The 18,153-nt window shown below is 46.0% G+C and carries 21 protein-coding genes; 1 reads left to right on the forward strand and 20 read right to left on the reverse strand.

Features of this window, described 5'->3' with window-relative positions; all coding sequences use genetic code 11:
- Nucleotides 1-405 precede the first annotated feature (405 nt).
- The 6 genes from I2D94_RS15045 to I2D94_RS15070 all read right to left on the reverse strand — a co-directional run bounded on the left by I2D94_RS15045 (nucleotide 406) and on the right by I2D94_RS15070 (nucleotide 4,842).
- The gene (locus tag I2D94_RS15045; protein ID WP_195397500.1) at nucleotides 406-819 is read right to left on the reverse strand and encodes a hypothetical protein; all 414 of its coding nucleotides are present in this window, start codon (nucleotides 817-819) and stop codon (nucleotides 406-408) included.
- A gap of 25 nt (nucleotides 820-844) precedes the next feature.
- Nucleotides 845-1,417 (reverse strand): GrpB family protein, encoded by a 573-nt coding sequence (locus I2D94_RS15050; protein ID WP_195397501.1) that lies wholly within the window; start codon nucleotides 1,415-1,417, stop codon nucleotides 845-847.
- A gap of 125 nt (nucleotides 1,418-1,542) precedes the next feature.
- Entirely contained in the window at nucleotides 1,543-2,205 is a 663-nt protein-coding gene (locus tag I2D94_RS15055; protein WP_195397502.1) for an MmcQ/YjbR family DNA-binding protein, read from the reverse strand.
- 83 nt (nucleotides 2,206-2,288) lie between these two features.
- Nucleotides 2,289-3,089, reverse strand: a complete 801-nt coding sequence (locus I2D94_RS15060; RefSeq protein WP_072683892.1) for an HAD-IIB family hydrolase — start codon at nucleotides 3,087-3,089, stop codon at nucleotides 2,289-2,291.
- Between the two features lie 155 nt (nucleotides 3,090-3,244).
- The gene (locus tag I2D94_RS15065; RefSeq protein ID WP_195397503.1) at nucleotides 3,245-3,829 is read right to left on the reverse strand and encodes a GNAT family N-acetyltransferase; all 585 of its coding nucleotides are present in this window, start codon (nucleotides 3,827-3,829) and stop codon (nucleotides 3,245-3,247) included.
- 794 nt (nucleotides 3,830-4,623) lie between these two features.
- A complete protein-coding gene (locus I2D94_RS15070; RefSeq protein ID WP_195397504.1) occupies nucleotides 4,624-4,842 on the reverse strand; it encodes a hypothetical protein in 219 nt (72 codons plus the stop codon).
- Nucleotides 4,843-5,230: 388 nt separating this feature from the next.
- On the opposite strand from I2D94_RS15070, the gene I2D94_RS15075 reads away from it, so the two are divergent.
- Nucleotides 5,231-5,482: a hypothetical protein gene (locus I2D94_RS15075; RefSeq protein WP_195397505.1), complete on the forward strand. Its 252-nt coding sequence runs from the start codon at nucleotides 5,231-5,233 to the stop codon at nucleotides 5,480-5,482.
- A gap of 16 nt (nucleotides 5,483-5,498) precedes the next feature.
- Here the strand turns inward: I2D94_RS15075 and I2D94_RS15080 are convergent, their stop codons facing one another.
- From I2D94_RS15080 to I2D94_RS15145, 14 genes are all read right to left on the reverse strand, one after another.
- The gene (locus I2D94_RS15080) at nucleotides 5,499-5,813 is read right to left on the reverse strand and encodes a hypothetical protein (protein WP_195397506.1); all 315 of its coding nucleotides are present in this window, start codon (nucleotides 5,811-5,813) and stop codon (nucleotides 5,499-5,501) included.
- Nucleotides 5,814-5,818: 5 nt separating this feature from the next.
- Nucleotides 5,819-6,004 (reverse strand): hypothetical protein, encoded by a 186-nt coding sequence (locus I2D94_RS15085; protein WP_154240532.1) that lies wholly within the window; start codon nucleotides 6,002-6,004, stop codon nucleotides 5,819-5,821.
- Nucleotide 6,005: 1 nt separating this feature from the next.
- Entirely contained in the window at nucleotides 6,006-7,532 is a 1,527-nt protein-coding gene (locus I2D94_RS15090; RefSeq protein WP_195397507.1) for an N-acetylmuramoyl-L-alanine amidase, read from the reverse strand.
- A gap of 358 nt (nucleotides 7,533-7,890) precedes the next feature.
- A complete protein-coding gene (locus I2D94_RS15095; RefSeq protein WP_195397508.1) occupies nucleotides 7,891-8,334 on the reverse strand; it encodes a hypothetical protein in 444 nt (147 codons plus the stop codon).
- A gap of 2 nt (nucleotides 8,335-8,336) precedes the next feature.
- Nucleotides 8,337-9,299, reverse strand: coding sequence for a hypothetical protein (locus tag I2D94_RS15100; protein ID WP_195397509.1), 963 nt, complete (start codon nucleotides 9,297-9,299; stop codon nucleotides 8,337-8,339).
- A complete protein-coding gene (locus I2D94_RS15105) occupies nucleotides 9,300-9,782 on the reverse strand; it encodes a hypothetical protein (RefSeq protein WP_195397510.1) in 483 nt (160 codons plus the stop codon).
- Between the two features lie 16 nt (nucleotides 9,783-9,798).
- Nucleotides 9,799-10,569: a collagen-like protein gene (locus I2D94_RS15110; RefSeq protein ID WP_195397511.1), complete on the reverse strand. Its 771-nt coding sequence runs from the start codon at nucleotides 10,567-10,569 to the stop codon at nucleotides 9,799-9,801.
- 3 nt (nucleotides 10,570-10,572) lie between these two features.
- Nucleotides 10,573-11,394, reverse strand: coding sequence for a hypothetical protein (locus tag I2D94_RS15115; RefSeq protein WP_195397512.1), 822 nt, complete (start codon nucleotides 11,392-11,394; stop codon nucleotides 10,573-10,575).
- Between the two features lie 6 nt (nucleotides 11,395-11,400).
- On the reverse strand, nucleotides 11,401-12,483 hold the full coding sequence (locus tag I2D94_RS15120) for a siphovirus ReqiPepy6 Gp37-like family protein (RefSeq protein ID WP_195397513.1): 1,083 nt from the start codon (nucleotides 12,481-12,483) through the stop codon (nucleotides 11,401-11,403).
- A gap of 2 nt (nucleotides 12,484-12,485) precedes the next feature.
- Entirely contained in the window at nucleotides 12,486-13,349 is an 864-nt protein-coding gene (locus I2D94_RS15125; protein ID WP_195397514.1) for a phage tail domain-containing protein, read from the reverse strand.
- A gap of 13 nt (nucleotides 13,350-13,362) precedes the next feature.
- Nucleotides 13,363-16,644, reverse strand: a complete 3,282-nt coding sequence (locus tag I2D94_RS15130) for a phage tail tape measure protein (protein WP_195397515.1) — start codon at nucleotides 16,642-16,644, stop codon at nucleotides 13,363-13,365.
- Nucleotides 16,637-17,254, reverse strand: coding sequence for a Gp15 family bacteriophage protein (locus tag I2D94_RS15135; RefSeq protein WP_195397516.1), 618 nt, complete (start codon nucleotides 17,252-17,254; stop codon nucleotides 16,637-16,639). Before I2D94_RS15135 ends, I2D94_RS15130 begins: the two co-directional genes overlap by 8 nt.
- A gap of 3 nt (nucleotides 17,255-17,257) precedes the next feature.
- Complete coding sequence (locus tag I2D94_RS15140; RefSeq protein WP_195397517.1) at nucleotides 17,258-17,605, reverse strand: hypothetical protein; 348 nt, start codon at nucleotides 17,603-17,605, stop codon at nucleotides 17,258-17,260.
- 16 nt (nucleotides 17,606-17,621) lie between these two features.
- Nucleotides 17,622-18,143 carry a hypothetical protein gene (locus I2D94_RS15145; protein ID WP_195397518.1) on the reverse strand — a complete coding sequence of 174 codons (522 nt, stop codon included), beginning with the start codon at nucleotides 18,141-18,143 and terminating at the stop codon, nucleotides 17,622-17,624.
- Nucleotides 18,144-18,153: the final 10 nt, after the last annotated feature.

Here is an 18,153-nt window from a genome sequence, read left to right on the forward strand (position 1 = left end):
GAAATGAAGATGAGGGTCTTTTAAATTGAGAACAGATGCGATAGAATGAGTAATGGACATAGTGAGATTTCCTTTCTATATTGTGTGGTAACTTTATTGTAACGGAAATTCTTACCTATGTCTCTTTTTTTTATGCTCAAGAAAAAAAGGCGTTGGTTTCTACCAACACCAAAATTTATAGAACCCTTTTTTTCTTCGCGGGCCAAAGATTTTGCATTATTCCTTCCACAAGATTTCCGCTGTCTGACATCGGGGAGCCTGACCCTTTTTTACAATGAAGAAAAACATGATCGACAGGAAATCCCGATATTTCTTCACTTTCAATGAAGGGCGCTTCGAAGATCGGCACGCCGCAGTCCTGAACCCTGCGCCAGCATTTTCCGTCTTACTTCCCGATTTCAGACTTTACTGAACGATGAAGTCGGACGATTGGAAATGGCTGTAATACCTTCCGCTTTTGGCAGTAAACAGAATTCTGATCTTCCCTGATTCCTCAAGTTCCCGCTTTTCCCGGGATACTTCCGTCCTTTTTGGCAACAGGTCTTCCTGAACGCCGATGATTGTCAGCCACCCCTTCAGACAAACGCCGCGGTAAAACCGCTGATCCATAAAGTAAAGGCTGGCTGGCCGTTGATCAATTCCCGGAAAAGAAAACGCCGCCGCTTCCACTTCAAACCAGAAGCGGCAAATTCCCTCACGCCGGCAGGCTTGCGGCAGCGTCCAGGTTTCAGGATATCCCTGATCGTCGATGAAGCTGCAAACGACATCGCTGACATGATCCGCCAGTTTTCCAATCGTCTGTTCTGGATTTCTTATCATTTCTATTCTCCTGTTCTTAATGAACTCAAAAATCATTCTCGCGGTATTTTTCCGCTTTTCCTTTCTGCGTATACTCCCGAATCATTTCCGTTTTAGCCGCGGTGTAGCCGTCACGATCAAAGCGATACAATTTTGCCAGCCGCAGCTTCAGCCGTTGATATGCCAAAGCGGCTTTTGGATGATCAATCAGGTAATCCCGGAAAAACAGCTCGTCATGATCGCCCGGCCGGCGCAGATGGAGATGAAAGACACGTTCCGCAAAGCCCTGCGGCGTATAGCCTTTATTGAAGGACATTCGCGACTCCGACTGGCTCATGCATAAATATCCCACATCGAGAAGCCGTGCTTGCATTTCTTCCCAATTCGCCTCTTCCGTCGTTTCCACCAGAATATCCACAATCGGTTTCGCCCAAATTGTTCCTATGGCCGTACTGCCGATATGTTCCATGCGGATCAGCTGATTTTCAGGCAGCTGACTTTTCAGGAATGAAGATTCCTCTGCATAGAATTGCGGCCATTCCTGACGGGGCGGGACCAATTCGATTGGAAAGAGATGCCACAATTCTTCTAACGACATTTCAGATAAAGCCTTTGTCATAAACAGTCCTCCTTTGCGGGCAGTGAAGGTCAGGATGAAGCAGCTGGTACGTCTAAGCCTGAGTGATCCCGGATTCGCGGCGAAGATCCCGCCCTCTCCGGCTACACGCTCACGCTTTCGGTTTCTTATGTCATCGCAAAACTTTTATCAATCCAGTTCTGAATCGCGGCGTCTGTCAGGACACCGTCCAGCGTCAATGTGATCCAGTGCTTTTTATTCATGTGAAAAGCCCGGTACTGGCCTGGCTTACCGACTTCTTCCGCAATCACATCCGGCTGTGCTTTTACGACAAGAATTTCGATCCATCCCTCGCGCTGCGGATCCAGCTTGCGGCTTTCAATCGTCATCAGCACGCCAAACCATTTCAAGGTTTTCTTATGGCGCAAAGCTGCGGAATGGGGCGAAGCTTCCCAAAGGTATTCCGGCTGCACATCATAACGTTCGCGGAGATAGCCGACGATCCGCCGGGCTTGTTCCGCCTGAAACGTGTCGGTGATAAAGCAGGCGGCGGCGATACGGGCAAGTTCCTGCCGGCACAATTCGCGCAGCGCCGTTACGAAATGACCCTGCGCGGCTTCAGATTTAATCAGCGTATATTCTTCTCCGGTAGCCGGATCTGTCAATGAATAGTCAGGCTGTCCCTTATCCACAACGACGCGAAGCAGGAACTGACCTTCGTTGATCGGCGTTTCCCATAAAAACTGATTACCGGACTCGCGGAACCCGAAGGCAAGCAGCCGCGCCGGATCCGGTTTTTTGAAATGAAACAGGGCCTCCCATTCCCTCATGTTTTTTCTCCTCTCAGCGGTCTTGTCCTCAACCCGCATGCGATGTTTTCTACAACTCCAAAACAGGGATAATCAGCATATCCTCACGCCGATTCTCTATCCAGCCATTGTTCAATAACCGCCTGAACCGAAGCGGCGCTGTGCGCTGCGCTGGCTATGACCTGCGGCTCGGCCATGTCGATGCAATAGCTGTGCCGGGTCGTTTGAAACATCGGAATATCGTTTTCAGAATCGCCGACGACGATCAACTGATCGCGGTCCACTCCAAACTTTGCGCATAGTTCCATAATGGAGATACCTTTTGAACTGTTCAGCGGACCGATGTCGATCATATCGCAGTCGCTAGTCGTTATGATCCCTGGATAATTCCGCCGGCTCAGCGTCTCTTTGAACGCGTCGCGCTGATGCGGCGGTACAAAGATCTGAATTCGTTCAACGCCGTCCTCTGGATTGATTTCATCCAGCTTCGCGACCACAATCGAATCCCACAGGGAATCATAGGCCGGAACTCCGCGCGGGTAACGGTCGTTGCCTGACCACAGCCAGCAGTCATGATAGCCGGTCGCAACACTGATATTCAGATCATTCTCAAGGACATAGCGGCACAGATCAAGGTACACGCTGCAGGGCAGCTGCTTGATTATCGTCTCGCCGGTTTCCAGCCGTACCGCCGCGCCATTGCCGCCGATGAAATTAAAATCAAAGCCCAATTTCTCCGCAATGACCGGATAATGATGCAGCCCCCGGGCTGTCGCAACTGCAAATTTATTGCCATGTTCCACCCAGCGTCTGACCGCGTTCAGGTTGTCTTGAAGCTGGTTGGGATTGGGAGATTCTTTTCGTGGGTACAACGTTCCGTCTAAATCTGAGATTAACAGTTTCATCTTTTACCTGGGGTCCAACGAGATGAATGGCTGCTTTTCCCCCGAACCCTTCCTTTCCGAATTACATCTATATAGATATGTTCTAATTAGAATATACTATATTCCTTCATTCCCGTCAATTCCTGTTTACGAAGATTGAATAAATAACGGAAGTATTACAAAGTTTCAACAAAGTGGTTGTCATAGCTGTCCCAATATTTACGGTATACCCGGCCATCGTTTCCATCTAAATTGAGCTGATACATTCTGAATGTAACCAGGAAGTTCTTTGGCTGCCACATTTCTTCATAAGAATATTGATAACGCATCCCAACTGCCTGCATGACATGGCCGCTGCGCGGATTATTTACGTCATGCGTGGCCGTGACGTAGGGAAAACCGTCTTCTTTCACCTGATGAATCACCGCCCGGGCTGCTTCTGCAGCAATTCCGCAATGCCAGAATTCGCGGCGTAAACCATATCCCAGATCATGGCTCTCGCCCGGGCTTACATGGATATAACCAATCGGAATTCCGTCGCTTTTCAGACAAATCGCATAGGCGTAGCCCTGCGACTTTGCATAAACCGAAACAAAGTTCTCCTCGTAGAAAGTCTTCGCTTCAGCAACGCTGGTCAGCGGATACCACGGCAGGTATGTATTGACTTCTTTGTCGCTGAAAATGGCATAGATTGCGGAAATATCCTGTTCTGTGAATTTCCTTAGCCGCAGACGTTCTGTCTCCAATTCCGGTGTGTTCATTCCTTCTTTCCTCCCCTTCTCTCATATTAAGTCTTTTTTCTTAATTATACGCAATGATTATGTCTATGAAAAATCATTCTTTCCGCAGCCCGTGATTTTCATCATAATCAATGTCTTCCCTGTCCGTATTCTTTGAACTTTTCAGTCAGCTTTAACTATTACTGACTGATTTATCCATGTCTGATTCAATAGAAAAAAGGCCGGATACCTTAAGTATTCGACCTGTTCGTAAGCAAATGGTGTCCTCTTAGGGAATCGGCAGACCAGCTTTATGCGATTTCGTAAAACCTTATTTTAAAGCCTTTTTTTATATTTCGTTTCATCTGGCGGCATCATTTTACATTAGATTTCAAGAATTTTGGTACGAATTTGGTACGATTTTTAAGACAGGAAGCGCTCTGCTTCTGCAATCAAATCCGGATCAATTTGCCCCCCCTGAGCGAGGCACTTGGCGAGTTCTCTGATTAAGCATATCGCCTGAATTGACTGTGCCATCTGTTCGTCAGTTTCGCCGGGATAGATCCGATCACACAACCTATATATCAAATTACCGATTTCTGTCATAATGTGACTCACAAAAATGTAATGATCACGCTGTCTGCAGTACGTCGCACACAGAACACGTTTTCATTATTCAATATTGTCTTCCAAGCTTTTGATCGCATAATCTTCTTCTTCGTACCCGCCGCATACCGGATCTTGGACACATGCTGATAGATTTCTATATTTTTTTCTTCAGAAATACTTTCAAGGTATTTACTTATTTTCATTTTATCATCCTCAGCTTTCTATCTTTAATAACCAAAATATATTCTAGACACTGCATATCTTATTTGCTTCAGGTTTTCTTTGCAATTTGGGAAAATAGCGTTGAGCTTGCAGTATTTATAAATCTCCTCTTGTCGAGATTTCGGAAGTTCTTCAAATTCATCGGAATACATTATATGTTTTTTCAGCAGTTCAATGCTTGTCAGGTCTTCCATGTTGATCATCGTTATTTCTCCGCACTTCATTTTTCTTATCCTCCTAGGTTTCGTACCCTTCCTTTTATTTCGCGGTTGTTTTATAATTAGTGCAGGTGGCAAGGGCTGCAACCCTCACCACCTAGAGCTTGTTAAGCTCTTGAGCTTCGGCAGAATTCTCGCAGGTTGTCAGCTTGACCGGGTGTTCTGCCTTTTTCTTTGCACCAGCTCAGATAAGCCTCTATTGATTCCATCTGCTTTCACCTCCCTCTAGTAAGCGACTTGCTACCCTCCTTTCCATCTCTCCTTACGCTTATTATTATAAACTCCATACGTTTATTTGTAAACATAAAAATAAACTTTACTCGTTATTTTTTAATTTTTAATGTTTTGTTGTAAACTCAAAACATTTATGTTACATTATTATTGAGGTGATTATATGATTAAAGATAAAATAAACGCATTGTTACTTCTCGCTGGTAAAAAACAGATCGACGCAGCTATTGATTTTGGTATGAGCCGCGAAAGCTTTAATAACAAGTTACGTGCGGCTGATACCCGCTTCAACACCAGCGATCTGATAAAAATTGCTGACATGACAAACACAACTTTATCCTTTGTGGATAAAAACGGTCATGTCATCGTAGATTTAACCCCTGAAGACATAAAAAAAGCCCCGGCCTCCAAATAGGAAGTCGGGGTATTTGCTATTTAAGAGGCAGCTGTTTGACTTTTTCCAGCGCTGTTTTAACCGTGCCATTACCGCCGAGAGCCTTATAAGGCTTGTTGAGCTCCTCAAGCTCATCAAGGTCATCTGTTGTCACGTATTCCCGCTGGATGATGTAGGTACACTTTTGTATAAGCCTATCGTGGAGCACGGCTTGGACACCAAACTTCATATTTTGGTTATCAGCCAATACTTTTTTAAAATTTTTTTGGATCGTCTTATAGAGCATTGCGAGGATGCCAACGATACAAGTCCATCCGAGCTCCATGATGTGTGTAGAGATAAACTCAAGCATTAGGCTTACTCCTTATCAGGCTTATCCTGCTTGGCAAAATAAAAGGTTACGATCATCGTAACCAGCGGCACAAACTGCTCTGCAGATACCATCTTACCAAAAAAGCCGGCAACCATTGCGGCCACCATGATGATGGAGATAATCGATTTTAAATCAATCAATTTTGAGATACGTTTCTTGATGTCTTCCATTTTAGTTTCCTCCTTTTTCATCCATTTGTGAGTAATCCAGATCAATCTGACTGTACCCGATGATCTTGTCAGATTTTCCCACCGGCGTATAGGACACAAATGCCCATTGATATCCATCTTGCTTCCGACCGGCCAGCATGTCCAGGATGTCGATCTGCTCGCCCTGCGGCACTGTATAAAGGATCTTGTCACCCATCACAGCATTGCGGATCCGCAGAGGCCCCTTGTCAGTGATCAGCACCATACCGTCACCACTGACATCTGGCTTTGTGTCCGGTTCTGGATCCGGCGCCGGCGTTGCCTTTTTACGACGGTAGATGATGATGTCATTTTTGACTGCTCTGGTTGTATTGGTCTTAATCGATCCGCAGTACGACAGGTAACGGCTGCCTCCGCCGTCCAGGCAGACTGCTGATGTTAAACCCAAATGATCAGCCAACGCCGGCAGCTGGCTGCCAGTTAAACCAGACTTGCCGCTTACACCCGGCACCGACACCATGACGTATTGACCATTGGTCGCCTGCCCGACGATCGTTCGGCCGGATTTGTTAGAGTAGATGTAATCACGCTGCGAATTAAACTCTGATCCAGCTGTCCATCGCTGGCCGTTGAGCTTAACGCCAAAAGCTGCGGTGACCGCTCCGCGGAGCTGGCCAGCTGCAGCTAAAGCCTTGATCTCCGCCTGGGTGCCGATAATCATCTCCCCAGAGTGGTAAAAACCAAGCGCAGCGCAGCTGTCAAACCGAGTGTCCCAAAGTTGTGTGGCGTTGCCCATCAGCACCTCAATCCCACTGGCCATCCAATTGCCGGTGACCGGATCTTTATAAAAAATCCCACCGTTGGTATGGCCACAAGACTGCCAGCCGGCCGCCTCCAACTCTGGATCGTCAATGCTTTGCGATCGTTGTACTGCATTAGGGCCAAACGGCTTACCAACCACTGTACCCTTGTACTCATAATCCAGATCCATCCCCATTCGGGCGATCTGGATCGTTAGCCCGTTGTAGATCTCTGTGGTGTAGCTGTCCTTGATACTCATATCTTCATCCTCCATTTTTTCTTTAACTTTCAATACAAAGTCATCCCAGCGCCCTTCCTTCAACATGCGGTGCGGACAGAACTTGCCGGACCAGTCCTGATGCTTTTTCAGGCGAGTCAGCGGAAGTCTGTACGTTTTCAGCAGCGCTGCGGCCAGCTCAATGGCATTGAGCCGGGCTTGCTCATAACGTGGTCCGCCGGACTTGCTATAACAGATTTCAATCGCAATCGATTTTCGGTTTCCCGGCCCATTGCCTCCGTCACCGGCATGCCAGGCATTGTGATCCTGCGGCAGTCCTTGAATGATTTCTTTATCATCTACCGCAAAATGAAAGGAAACCTCTTTTTGGTTTCCCTGCATAAACTTAATCTCATTGGCTGCGCTCGCATCGTTGGCAGTCTCGTGAATCGTGATATATGTTGGAGTCATGCTGTGAGGGCATTTAAGTCCCCATAATGACTCTGGGATGATTCTTTGGATTATTTCCATTAAATTACCTCTTTCATTTCAAGGCCACAAAAGTAACCTGGTAGCCTATTCCATTTCCGCCGACTGATCCGCTAATCAATTCAAATTTGATAGATTTGATCTTTTTGTTAACTTTTAATACAGCATTTTCACCACCAACTGCTCCGCTGTTTGTCACGGAATAGACTGTTTGTTGAGTGCCATCTTCCAAGGTCACTATAACGGTTACCGTCGCTTTGTAGTCCGAAAAGCTCCTAAACCATGACATGTAAACGTTGTCTACATAAACAGGCTTCTCAAACGCTTTTGATCCACCTACACTTCCTGGCGACTGCCGTGCGTCAAATAGATTAACTACCTCATACTTTGAGCCTACATTTTATTCAAATTCCGCCCATTGTCTTACGAGAACTTTGTTTTCTTTCATCTGGCTGGTTCCGGAAGCGGTGAACTTTATGTATTTGACCTTTCTGTCTGGATTGAAAGGAACATATACCGTTCCACTTCCTCCTGAATATATTTTCTCGAATGAAGCTCCATCTTCTGAAAACCAAATTTCCCAATAATTTGTATTAACCCCGGATAGCTGCATAGTCAGAGGAATCTTATTGTTATAAGGAAGTTTTAACGTTGCGCCGATTGATGTGCCATTAAACGTTGGGCTTGCGCCTGTTCCAAAAATATTACCCCAGGGCTGAAAATACGGATTATTTGAAGTGTTTAAAACCTCATACCCCGTTGAATTTGAGGTTAAATTGTACATATATCCAATGCTAATAATTATACGATCGCTTTTACTTCCACATTTTTCTCCAAATAACATGCTCACTCACCGACCTTTTCGAGCCATTTTACTATAGTAAATTTTATCGTACCATTTCCATTAACGGCTGTTCCGCCATAATACTTACAAGTTTTTAAGTATTCGAGACCTTTCCACGCTTCGACATCCATGAAGCAAGAACAACTAGAACCTTTCCCGCCTGACCATACAATGCCAGAATTCCACCCAATGGATGAGGGGCTTATATTGAAATTTATATACCACCCCTCAGCGGAATTATTTGCTGACCATTCACATTTAATAGTTAAAGGAATTATGCCAGTAGGGATTAATCTGTTTACTGTTCCGTTGTTGCTTGCAGAGGAAGAATCGCATATTCCTGTTTTTAGTTCATACCCTTTCGGAATTGGAGATTTATTTACGCCACGTTTAGAGCCACCGAACAACATGTTCGACACCTCTTTTCCAGTAACGTTTAACGCTTTTGCAAAGCATGAAAAACGGCTTACCAAAAGGGATTTCAAGCGATTTACGCTGCCCCCCCCCCCGATTTTTTCGAGCCACATTGTGACAGACATTTTTGGTTGCGTATAATTAGAAATCAGATTGCCGGCGCCATTAGACGCTGTTATTGAAACAGATGTAATGGAACTTGCTACTTTTAAATCACCATCATAAGCTGCCAATGGATTCAAATAAAGCGATGGAGAACCGCTGCTTATACTTCCAGATCCGCCACTTCGAGTAGCGTAGTAATAAATCTTTCCATTATTATCCTTGACCTGTAAATAATAACTCGGCGACTCACCTTTGCCAGAATATACGCTTAATCCACCTTCCATTTTCACACACAACGGAATGCACCCCGCCGGAACACTTAATGTCCGTGTTAATCCTCCATTATTCGTACCCGAAGTTGCCGGCAAGCTGCATAGCTCACCTATCTTAAGCTCGTACCCCGGAAAAGGATTTTTGCCGCCGTGCTTATCTCCTCCAAACAACATTTATCCCAACTCCTTCCAAACGACGTTATTCAACACCACGTCAACACTTGGCTGTGCGCTTGCATAAAATCTGATCTTCCCTGCCATCGTGTTACCTCTCTCTATGATGTCATCCGATCCCGGTTCGGTTTCATAGTCTGCCTTACAGGTTTCGGTCATGCCGGCTACTGTATAGTCGGAGCAAAATCCGTAGAAACTTGCATAGCTATCCGTATTAGCTACAAAAGAAGCAGCCGTTAAAGTAACGTTACGGATTAAATGCTCATCAGTTAAGCTGTCCAACTTTGTCTTATCAGCGGAGGACATATAACCATCAGCTTTCTGAGTGGCCAAACTGTGGCTATGATTTACTGCAGCTTTATTTGCCAGTTCACTTTCAACGGTACTTCCATCCGAAGTTTCAACATTGTCTGATGACGTTTTAGGATAAAGGGCAATTGTTTCATCCTGGCTCATTAATGTCCCTTTTTTTATCGTTGACATTTAATGCCTCCTTTCCTCACTGCACTTTGAAGAACAGCTTATATTCTGTCGCCGCGGCAAGAGTCGCTCCAACCTTGATTTTATCGCCATCTGCGCCTTTAGGGCCTTGAAGCCCGGTTGCTCCGGTAGCTCCTTTTGCACCTGTTGCCCCTTGTGCGCCGGTGTCACCTTTAGGTCCTTTAATGCTACACAGATACGCCCATTTTGCTGTACTTGCTGCGCCGGCAGTCGTGCATTTATAGACGGCACCCGTTGACGTATTAAGATAAAGATCGTTTACTTTTGCCGACGATACGCCTGAGGCGCTGAACACCGTACCTGTTGTACTTGTTCCAGTTACGCCGGTGCCGCTGTACCAGGTTGCTCCATCCGCGCCTTTTGCCCCAGCTGCCCCTGCGGGACCAGTTTGTCCTGCGGGACCTGTTTGCCCAGTAGCACCGGTAGCACCTGTTGCCCCTTTGATATTGCCTTGTTTGCCCCATGCTCCCGACGCTTTTTTGTAGATATCATACGTTGCAGTATTGAGATAACCGTCTCCGTCTTTACCTTGGGACGATGTGGGAGCTGCTGTGCCAAACAACCATGTTGCGCCGTCATCCCCTTTTGCACCAGTCGCCCCAGTGTTGCCAGTTTGGCCCTTGAGTTTGCCTGCGTCCAGCTTCTGCTGAAATGTTTCGCCGTCAGCGAATGTTACCGCGTCGGCCGATGTTAAAACGTCGACTTCTTCTACAACCTCGTTCGTTTCTGGGTTTAACAGCTGAACTCTTACCTTCTTTAACTCTGCCATTTTCTAATCTCCTTCAATTTTTATTCCCATGTTAGGTGATACCACATAATTTCCGCTTGGCACAAAAACGCTTTCTAACACAACAAATTTAACGCCCTCTAATGATGTGGAAAGTCCGTTTTCAACGATTTCAAAAGACGTTTTTTTGTTGATTAAATTCAAAAGATTCCCGACTGTATTCTCGTCTAAAATATCCTTCAGACTATCTAACCAAGCGTTAAATATAGCCTCTTTTTCCGGCATGTACCGATCAATCCACCCTTGCAGCTGAAGTGCCAAGGTGGTTGTGTCAATTCCTTTAACCGTCTGAACCACGATACCGCAATAGGTTGTGTTTAGCCGCAGATCTGTGATGTACTCCTGAAGGATCACAGATGAGTTTTTGTTAACCCTTACGTCCGCGATCCCTAATTCATAAATGTCACCAATCTCTCCGGATGCCGGCCGGGTTATTTCTGGAGCTACTGGCGTGCTTGCTGGCGTACCCTTTTTTGCAACAAGCGCTATCTGCCGGGTACGAAGGTCAAGCTGCAGGACAATTCGATCAATCCGATCTAATGTATCGCCTCGTTCTAATGTCAAATGTTCCGGTAAATCCGACCATCCGAAATAGCCATTAATCCAGCACTTGCCAGGTTGGATATTGAGTTTCATACTTCCGCCGGCAAGTACCTGAAAATTGGTTGATGGATTCGGAAAGACTCCATTTCCGATGAAGGAATTAAAATATTCGGCGTAAAACTCCGCATCTTCCGCCCGGTCAAAAATCGGCATACCTTCGCCGTCATAGCCGGTGATTTCGCTGTTAAAAAAACCGCTTCTCACTGATTCTCAGCCTCCTCTCTTAATTTTTTCTGTTATGGACTTATAATCATCGCCAAAGATGATCGTGACCGTCAACGACGTTCCCTCGTAGGCCTCGTCAATCTCTGTGATCCGCTTGTTTACAGACAGCTGAATCTTGTGATTAACGTAAATACAAAGATCGCCGAGATCAAAGTCCTTTTTATAGATCAAGTTTGACTGATGATCTATGTTGCTGTTAAAAACCTCGATACGCTTGTAGTCCTGAAGCTTTTCGAGGCCACGCTGATATAACAAAGCCTGATACTCCTGATCGGTGAGATCCTCTTGATCCACTCTTTTTTTCTGTAAATCTCTTGCGTCGATGTAAACTTCCCGGCGTTCTTCGCCATTGGTACAATCAACTTCTTCCACGATCCTCCCGGGCCCTTCACCTTCGCCGGCAACATAAGCGAAATTTCTATATTCCGTTTCATCAACTGAATATTCAAGGTTTACGACATTTTCAAAATTGCTTGAAAAAATGGCTATCGGGTTCTCTTCCTGTCCGTCTGTTCGGTCAAGACCTTTCCACACTTCAAACTGGAGTCTGTTTGTCAGAAAGTCATACCTTATCCTGTGTGACAGGTCTTCCACAGCTTCCAGCTCATAGAGTTTCTCTGACAGATTGTCTCCTGTGCTTTGCGTGTCGATTGCAGAGCCAAGACCCGCCAGTTGGCCAAGTTCCAGATTATCAATTTTCCTTTTCGGATCGTTGATACAAATATCAGACACCAACTGCCGGCACACTTCCTCAACCGTTCCTTTCAAAGTCACGGTTTTAGATATGACCCGTCGATACAGTAGTGCTTCTAAAAATCTTCCTTTGATCGTAACCATTTCGAGGTTGCTTTCGTCTTGGGTAAAACCTATGCTTTCGATCAAGCCAACTTCTGCGGCGTCTGGCCGGTAAATATACTTTGCACTCTTGGCTAAGACAAAATATTTCGGATCGGCCATTACCAACTGAAAATCTCCTAGAGATTTATAGCGCCGGTTCCACAAAAGCGAAGAAAAACCGTCCAGAATACAGACGGTTTGAAACTCGCGATCTAAAATGTAAATGTCCATGGCTACACCCCCAGATACTTCGGAACGTAATATGGCCGAACTTCTATGTTAATATAGTTCTCATCGGCGTCGTATCGAAGCAAGTTATCGCCTACATCAATGTTGAAAAAAGTTGAATGACGATCCAACAAATGAATCACATTTTCGCCATTGAGTTCAACTCGTTTTGATCTCTCGTTCGTATTAAACGTGAGCCTGTCCCCTTTTTGCATTGTCAGCACAGCTCGCAGATATTCCCCAGTCGAGGCCTTGATCAACTTCGGATTAACCACGGTCCCGCGAAGCGCAACAAATACGATTTCAACACCAGTTGGAGCGTCTCCCGGGTTGTTCAATAACACTTCCCGTTTAAATGTCTTGTAGCCCATAATTTTCCCTTTTCCGGTCGGAATTGCTAAAGGAAAGGCAAATTGCTTTGTGATATGAGCGATATTCTTTCCGAAACTATCCATATCGTTGAAATACGGCTTCGGGCAAATCAGATCGACCGTGAAGGACAGATTTTCCCACAGCGTCGTCGGAGTGACAACGTCAAATTTATTGACGATATAGTCAATATTTCTTTCTACACCGCAATAATTAACGATCAAATTTCCGGTCGTCTTCGGGTTAAAAAAATGGATCAGCTGCTGGCGATGCAGCTCTTGGTTTTGCGTTATGATCAGTTCCGCGGTGACAGAGATTAACCGGTCGATCAGATAGACTCCGGATACCGCTGAACCGTCCTGAAGGACGTTCTGGGTTTTAGCCAGGAGGACGTCTGGTGCAGCGATCCCGGAATAAGTAACAATGCCGTAGCTTGTTCCTGAACCAATTTTGATTTCTTGTCCTTTTGATTTAAAGGTAAAATTCAATATTTTTTCCATGGTGTCCTCCTTTCTAAACTTTTACTAAGTCCCGGGAAGCCCGGCGGATTTCCCGCGCTGTTTCCACCGCGGACTTGCACGGTTGATTGATGTTGATGATCTGCTGAATAGAGGATGGATCTGCTTTGCCTCGGCTATTCTGGATAGTTCCGGACAAGCCAAAAGTCAAACGCTGTCCGAGCATTGATTGGCTGGCGAGTACGGCTTGCTGAGCGGCAGAAACCATGCTCTCAGCGCTGATCTTTGCGGCCTTGACCATTTTATCCTGATCGGATTCAATTCCAGTTACAAAGCCCTGATCAAAGAACTTTCCCATCTCCTTTGTAACTTTAGAAGGCGACGCAATCCCAAGCTCAGCTTTCGCGGCCGCAATCGCTGCTCTTGCGACGTTAATTGCTGCGCTAATGACGCTCGATCTACCAGCCTCTATACCAGCAGCCATCCCATCAGAAATGGCCCGGCCGACCGGCGGGGCTTCTTCTTCAGCGATCTGCTTCAGGTTCGCCAGCTGTTCGTGCAGCTTCTCGGCGTCTTCGGCGTAATGTTCCTGGTCTTGTTCAGTCTTTTCCTCTTGCATTTCATCCGATCTGACGACTTCTTCTTCGTGAGCCACTTCCGCGGCATCCGTTTTTTCTGCGATATAGTCAGACTGATCGATTAAAGACTGATCGTAGCCGGATTCTTCAATCGCAGCCTTATCAGACACGCCAGTATCCAGGACGTTCTTTTCATCTTCCACAGCCGTTGACGTGGCCTGAACTCTTGACTGGTTCTGAATTCGGCGCAATTCATCCAGAGTCGGCTGCTTCGCTTGGATTCCTGCAATTTCACCATCCACGGTGGCCATCCCCAGCGCTTGGGCGTCAAGGGTGGATTGTTCCAGCTGTTCCGCGGCGTGCTTTCGACGTTGTTCAGCTTCCTGCAGGTCGGCTTCAATTCGTTTTCGATACTTTTCTTCTGTCGTTTGATCAAGTAGCTCAAGCAATGCATCGCACTGAGCAGATTCGTCTTCATACTGCTTCAGGAGGGCTTCATGGTTTTCGGTGGAAAATTCAGCCGTTGCATTGATCATTGATGAAACACCATTCAGATATTCGTTCACCGTTTCCATGTTTTTTGACTGGATACCTTCAGAAAGAGTTTCGTACTCCGCAATTACGGTCACCGATTGATTGTACATATCCTGAGAGAGCTGAAGATTACCCTGGGCCATGGTTAATGCGCTCTGCGCTTTGTTAACAGCCACTTGATTGGTGTAAGAATCCGGATTTTCATTGTAAGCAGCCAAAGCTTCATCGTAGGTGACCTGCGCATCGTTCAGCTGCTGCTGCGATGTCGCCACGTCTTTAATGGCCTGCGATCGGTTCTTCAATGCCTCTGCAAACTGGTCTTCCATGGAATTCAAAAGGATCTCAGCTTTCTTCAGTTCCATCAAATTTTGAAGTTCTCCGGCCGCGTCGATATAAGCACCTTTTTCATCATCAATAAATTTGATCGTATCTGGATACTGCTCGTTGATCTTGTCCGTGATGTACTTGACCCGCTCTTTTGACCCGATCACATTACCTTCCGCGTCGACTAAGGTCTGAAGCTCATTGTAAAGTCGCTGGGTGTAATCAATCTGTGAAAGATCGGTAGTCAGCTTTTCTTCTTGTGCGACCTTCAGGTCATCCCATCGTTGCTTTTCGTCCTTCAAGGACTTATTCATGGCCTGCACTGCGGTATTGCCTTTATCGTAATTCGCAACAAGCACACCGATAGACACTGCCAAGGCGCCAATACCGGCAATCAGCCACATGTGAGGTGATGCCAGCTGCGCAGCGTTGAGAGCAAGCTGTTTAATGGTGGCTGATCCTAGTAAAGCTGTCTTGGTACTGATCAACCCATTATGGACGCCTTCGGCTACTGTAGCACCTTTTGATGTCAATAAATAACCAGAAAGGGCATTTTTCAGTTTCTTCCAAGCAACCATTGTAGAATCCAGCTTATTCGCAGCCTTAAAAGCAACGATAGCCGTTGTTATACCGGTGACAGTTCCAGCGATAGGCTTTCCGTGATCAATGACCCATGCAAATCCATCTATTATCTTCGGGATCCACTCGCCCGCCAGCTTGACCAGCTCTTTCAGTAAGCCTGAAAAAGCCCCTGCGATCGTGTCTACGCTCTTTGACAGCTTCCCACTGGACATTTCTTTGGAAAGCTTATCAACCTCGGTGATAGAGCCTTCCATTGCGTCCTTCAGTGGCTCTTTAAATTTGTCATAAGCCTGAATGCCGACATTTTTTAAGGACTCGCCCATGACGCGGCTTTTATCCTCGAAGGTGTCAGACATCTTTTCGTAAGCTTCGCCAACAAGGTCTGAACTGGTGCTCATTGCATTAAGATTGCTTGTATACTGTTCAGCGTTTTTCCCGGCCATGGATAACGCCGCTTTGCCAGCTTCGATGGATGAAAACATATCAAGGAGCGACTTATTGTTGTCCTTGGCATAATCATCCATGAGGTCCAACACTTCGTTGAGCGGTACACCAGCTGCCATTAAGTCCTGAAATGACTTTCCGGCGTAATCAGTATTCTTCGTCGATTCATCCAGCGCCTTAGCCGCTTGCGTACCATTCTTTCCAAGTTCGGCAAACAGGCTATTAAGCTGTGTCGTGGCCTGTGCTGTTGGCGTGCCTTGTGCAGTCATTGTCGCCAGTGCAGCACCGACCTGCTCGAAGGAAACAGACATGGCCGCAGCGGTTGGCGTAACCTGCGCTAAAACAGATCCGAGTTCGCCAACGGTCGTAATACCTTTGTTCTGCGTGGCCATTAAGATTTTATGGATCTTATCCGTTTCTGAAACGTCCATCTTATAGGCATTCAAAACTTTGGCCGTCGCTGTGACTGCCGTGTCAATGTCGGTAAAGCCCGCTTTCGCCAGCCGAGCATTCTTCTCCATGTAGTCCATGGCGTCACCCATGTCCTCGGTGACCGGGATACCGGCAGACAAGGCGTTATAGAGAGAATTGCCGATCGTATCCGCAGCCAGACCTGAAGAATTGGATAAACTTAGAATCCTATCATTGAGCACATCCGTTTTTACTGCAGTGTCTCCGAACAAAGTGCTGGCCTTTGCTGTTGATGTTTCAAACTTGCTTCCGACATTTACAACCGCAGCGCTTAAGCCGGCAATAGCAGTTGTTGCTGTTCCGACACCGGCGGCCAACGTTTTTGTGAGGGTAGATATCCCGCGGTCAAGACCGGACTGGTCTATCTTTGTATCAATAATAATCGAGCCATCAGCTCTACTCATTCCGCTTCACCTCCCCGTTTTCCGTCAAACCAATCGCTGCGGCAAACGAATTTGCAAATCCCGACTTTATAGGCTTTTGGCTACCCGGCAACTGGTATAGCTTTTTCATGCGAGCGTAATAAGCGCGCTGCTCTTTTGGCATCTTGCTATCCAATACGACGGACCGGATGCCGATAACCTCAGCGAATTTACTATTCTTGTTAAGCTGTAGAAGCAAAGTACGAAAAACCCACCAATGAAGGTGGGCTGTGCTAAGGTCTATACCATATTGAGAATAAAAATCACCGTAAATATAAGCTGAATCTGAGTCAAAAGAATAAACCCTCTTTTGGATTCTTGAATTATCCTCTGGCTCTTCATTCATGCTGTAAAATCTGATGATCTGACTTATCATCTCTTCTACAAATTCAGGAAGCTTTAAATTTTCCACAAGTTCGGGCGTAAGGTCAACGATCATCAAGTCGAGTATTTTTATCAGTTTGTCAACCGGGTCAATATTGTCAAAAAGAAGAGCCTCCAACTTAATGAAGGCTCTGAAATCTGTCTGTATTCTATACTCCTGATCCTGCACTTTGATCGTGTCAGGAAGACGATCGATCAAAATGTTCATGGCTCAATACAGCCGCTTCTCGGACTGATCGATCTCTGAAATAACGTAAGAAAGCAAGTCCAGGTGATGGATTAAATTGACAGTTCTTCCGGCGAAAATCTGTTCATAACTTCCGTCGCCTAAGAATCCATTTACAGCCTTCTTCACGGATTCGCACCAGGTCAGAGCCATCTTTTCGATATCACCTTTTCCTTTTTCCTGAAACTCGTTGATATCATTCAGAAGTTTCATCGTGGATCCTTTGAGCTGATCGAAAGATTTAATAGTTTCCGGCAAGCCCATGTCGATGGTAAAACTCTTTCCTTCGATTTCAAGAAGTGTTTCGGTGTTCCGAAATTCAAATTTACTCATTTAGAATTCTCCCCTCTTATGCAGCTGCAGAAGCTTCAGTGAATGTTTTTGTTTTTGGGTCGAAATCACCTTTAACTGGATCTCCTTTATACAAGAAAGAACCCGTCAGAGCCAGAGATTCGCCACCTTTTCCAGACCCCGGGTTATCCGCAAGAATCGCGACTCGCTGCTTATAAGCCAGCAGCTTACCTACCGCAGACCCCTGAATCCATGTGTATACGATCAGGATGGCGGTTTCGCTTTCTGACCCCGTTTTCCGTTCCCGTCCAACATCAGCAATAAACATACATACCGGATCAGCCTTGTCCAGCTCCGCCTCGAAGGATGATTCCGGAGCGTAACCGGTAACGGAAGATGTCCCATTCTTTTGATGGATGTAATGAGAATCCTTGCGAATTGGATTTAATGCCTCAGTCAGGTCGTTAAAGCCTTGACCGATTAAATTCCACGTAGGAGCTTCTGCGGTTGGCGCTGTGTCTAAGTAGCTGAGCAGCTCGTCACGAGTTGCAATTCCTGTTTTATTTAATTCATCAGACATTTTTTAATTT

The sequence above is a fragment of the Holdemania sp. 1001302B_160321_E10 genome, assembly GCF_015552275.1.
GTDB lineage: Bacteria > Bacillota_I > Bacilli_A > Erysipelotrichales > Erysipelotrichaceae > Holdemania.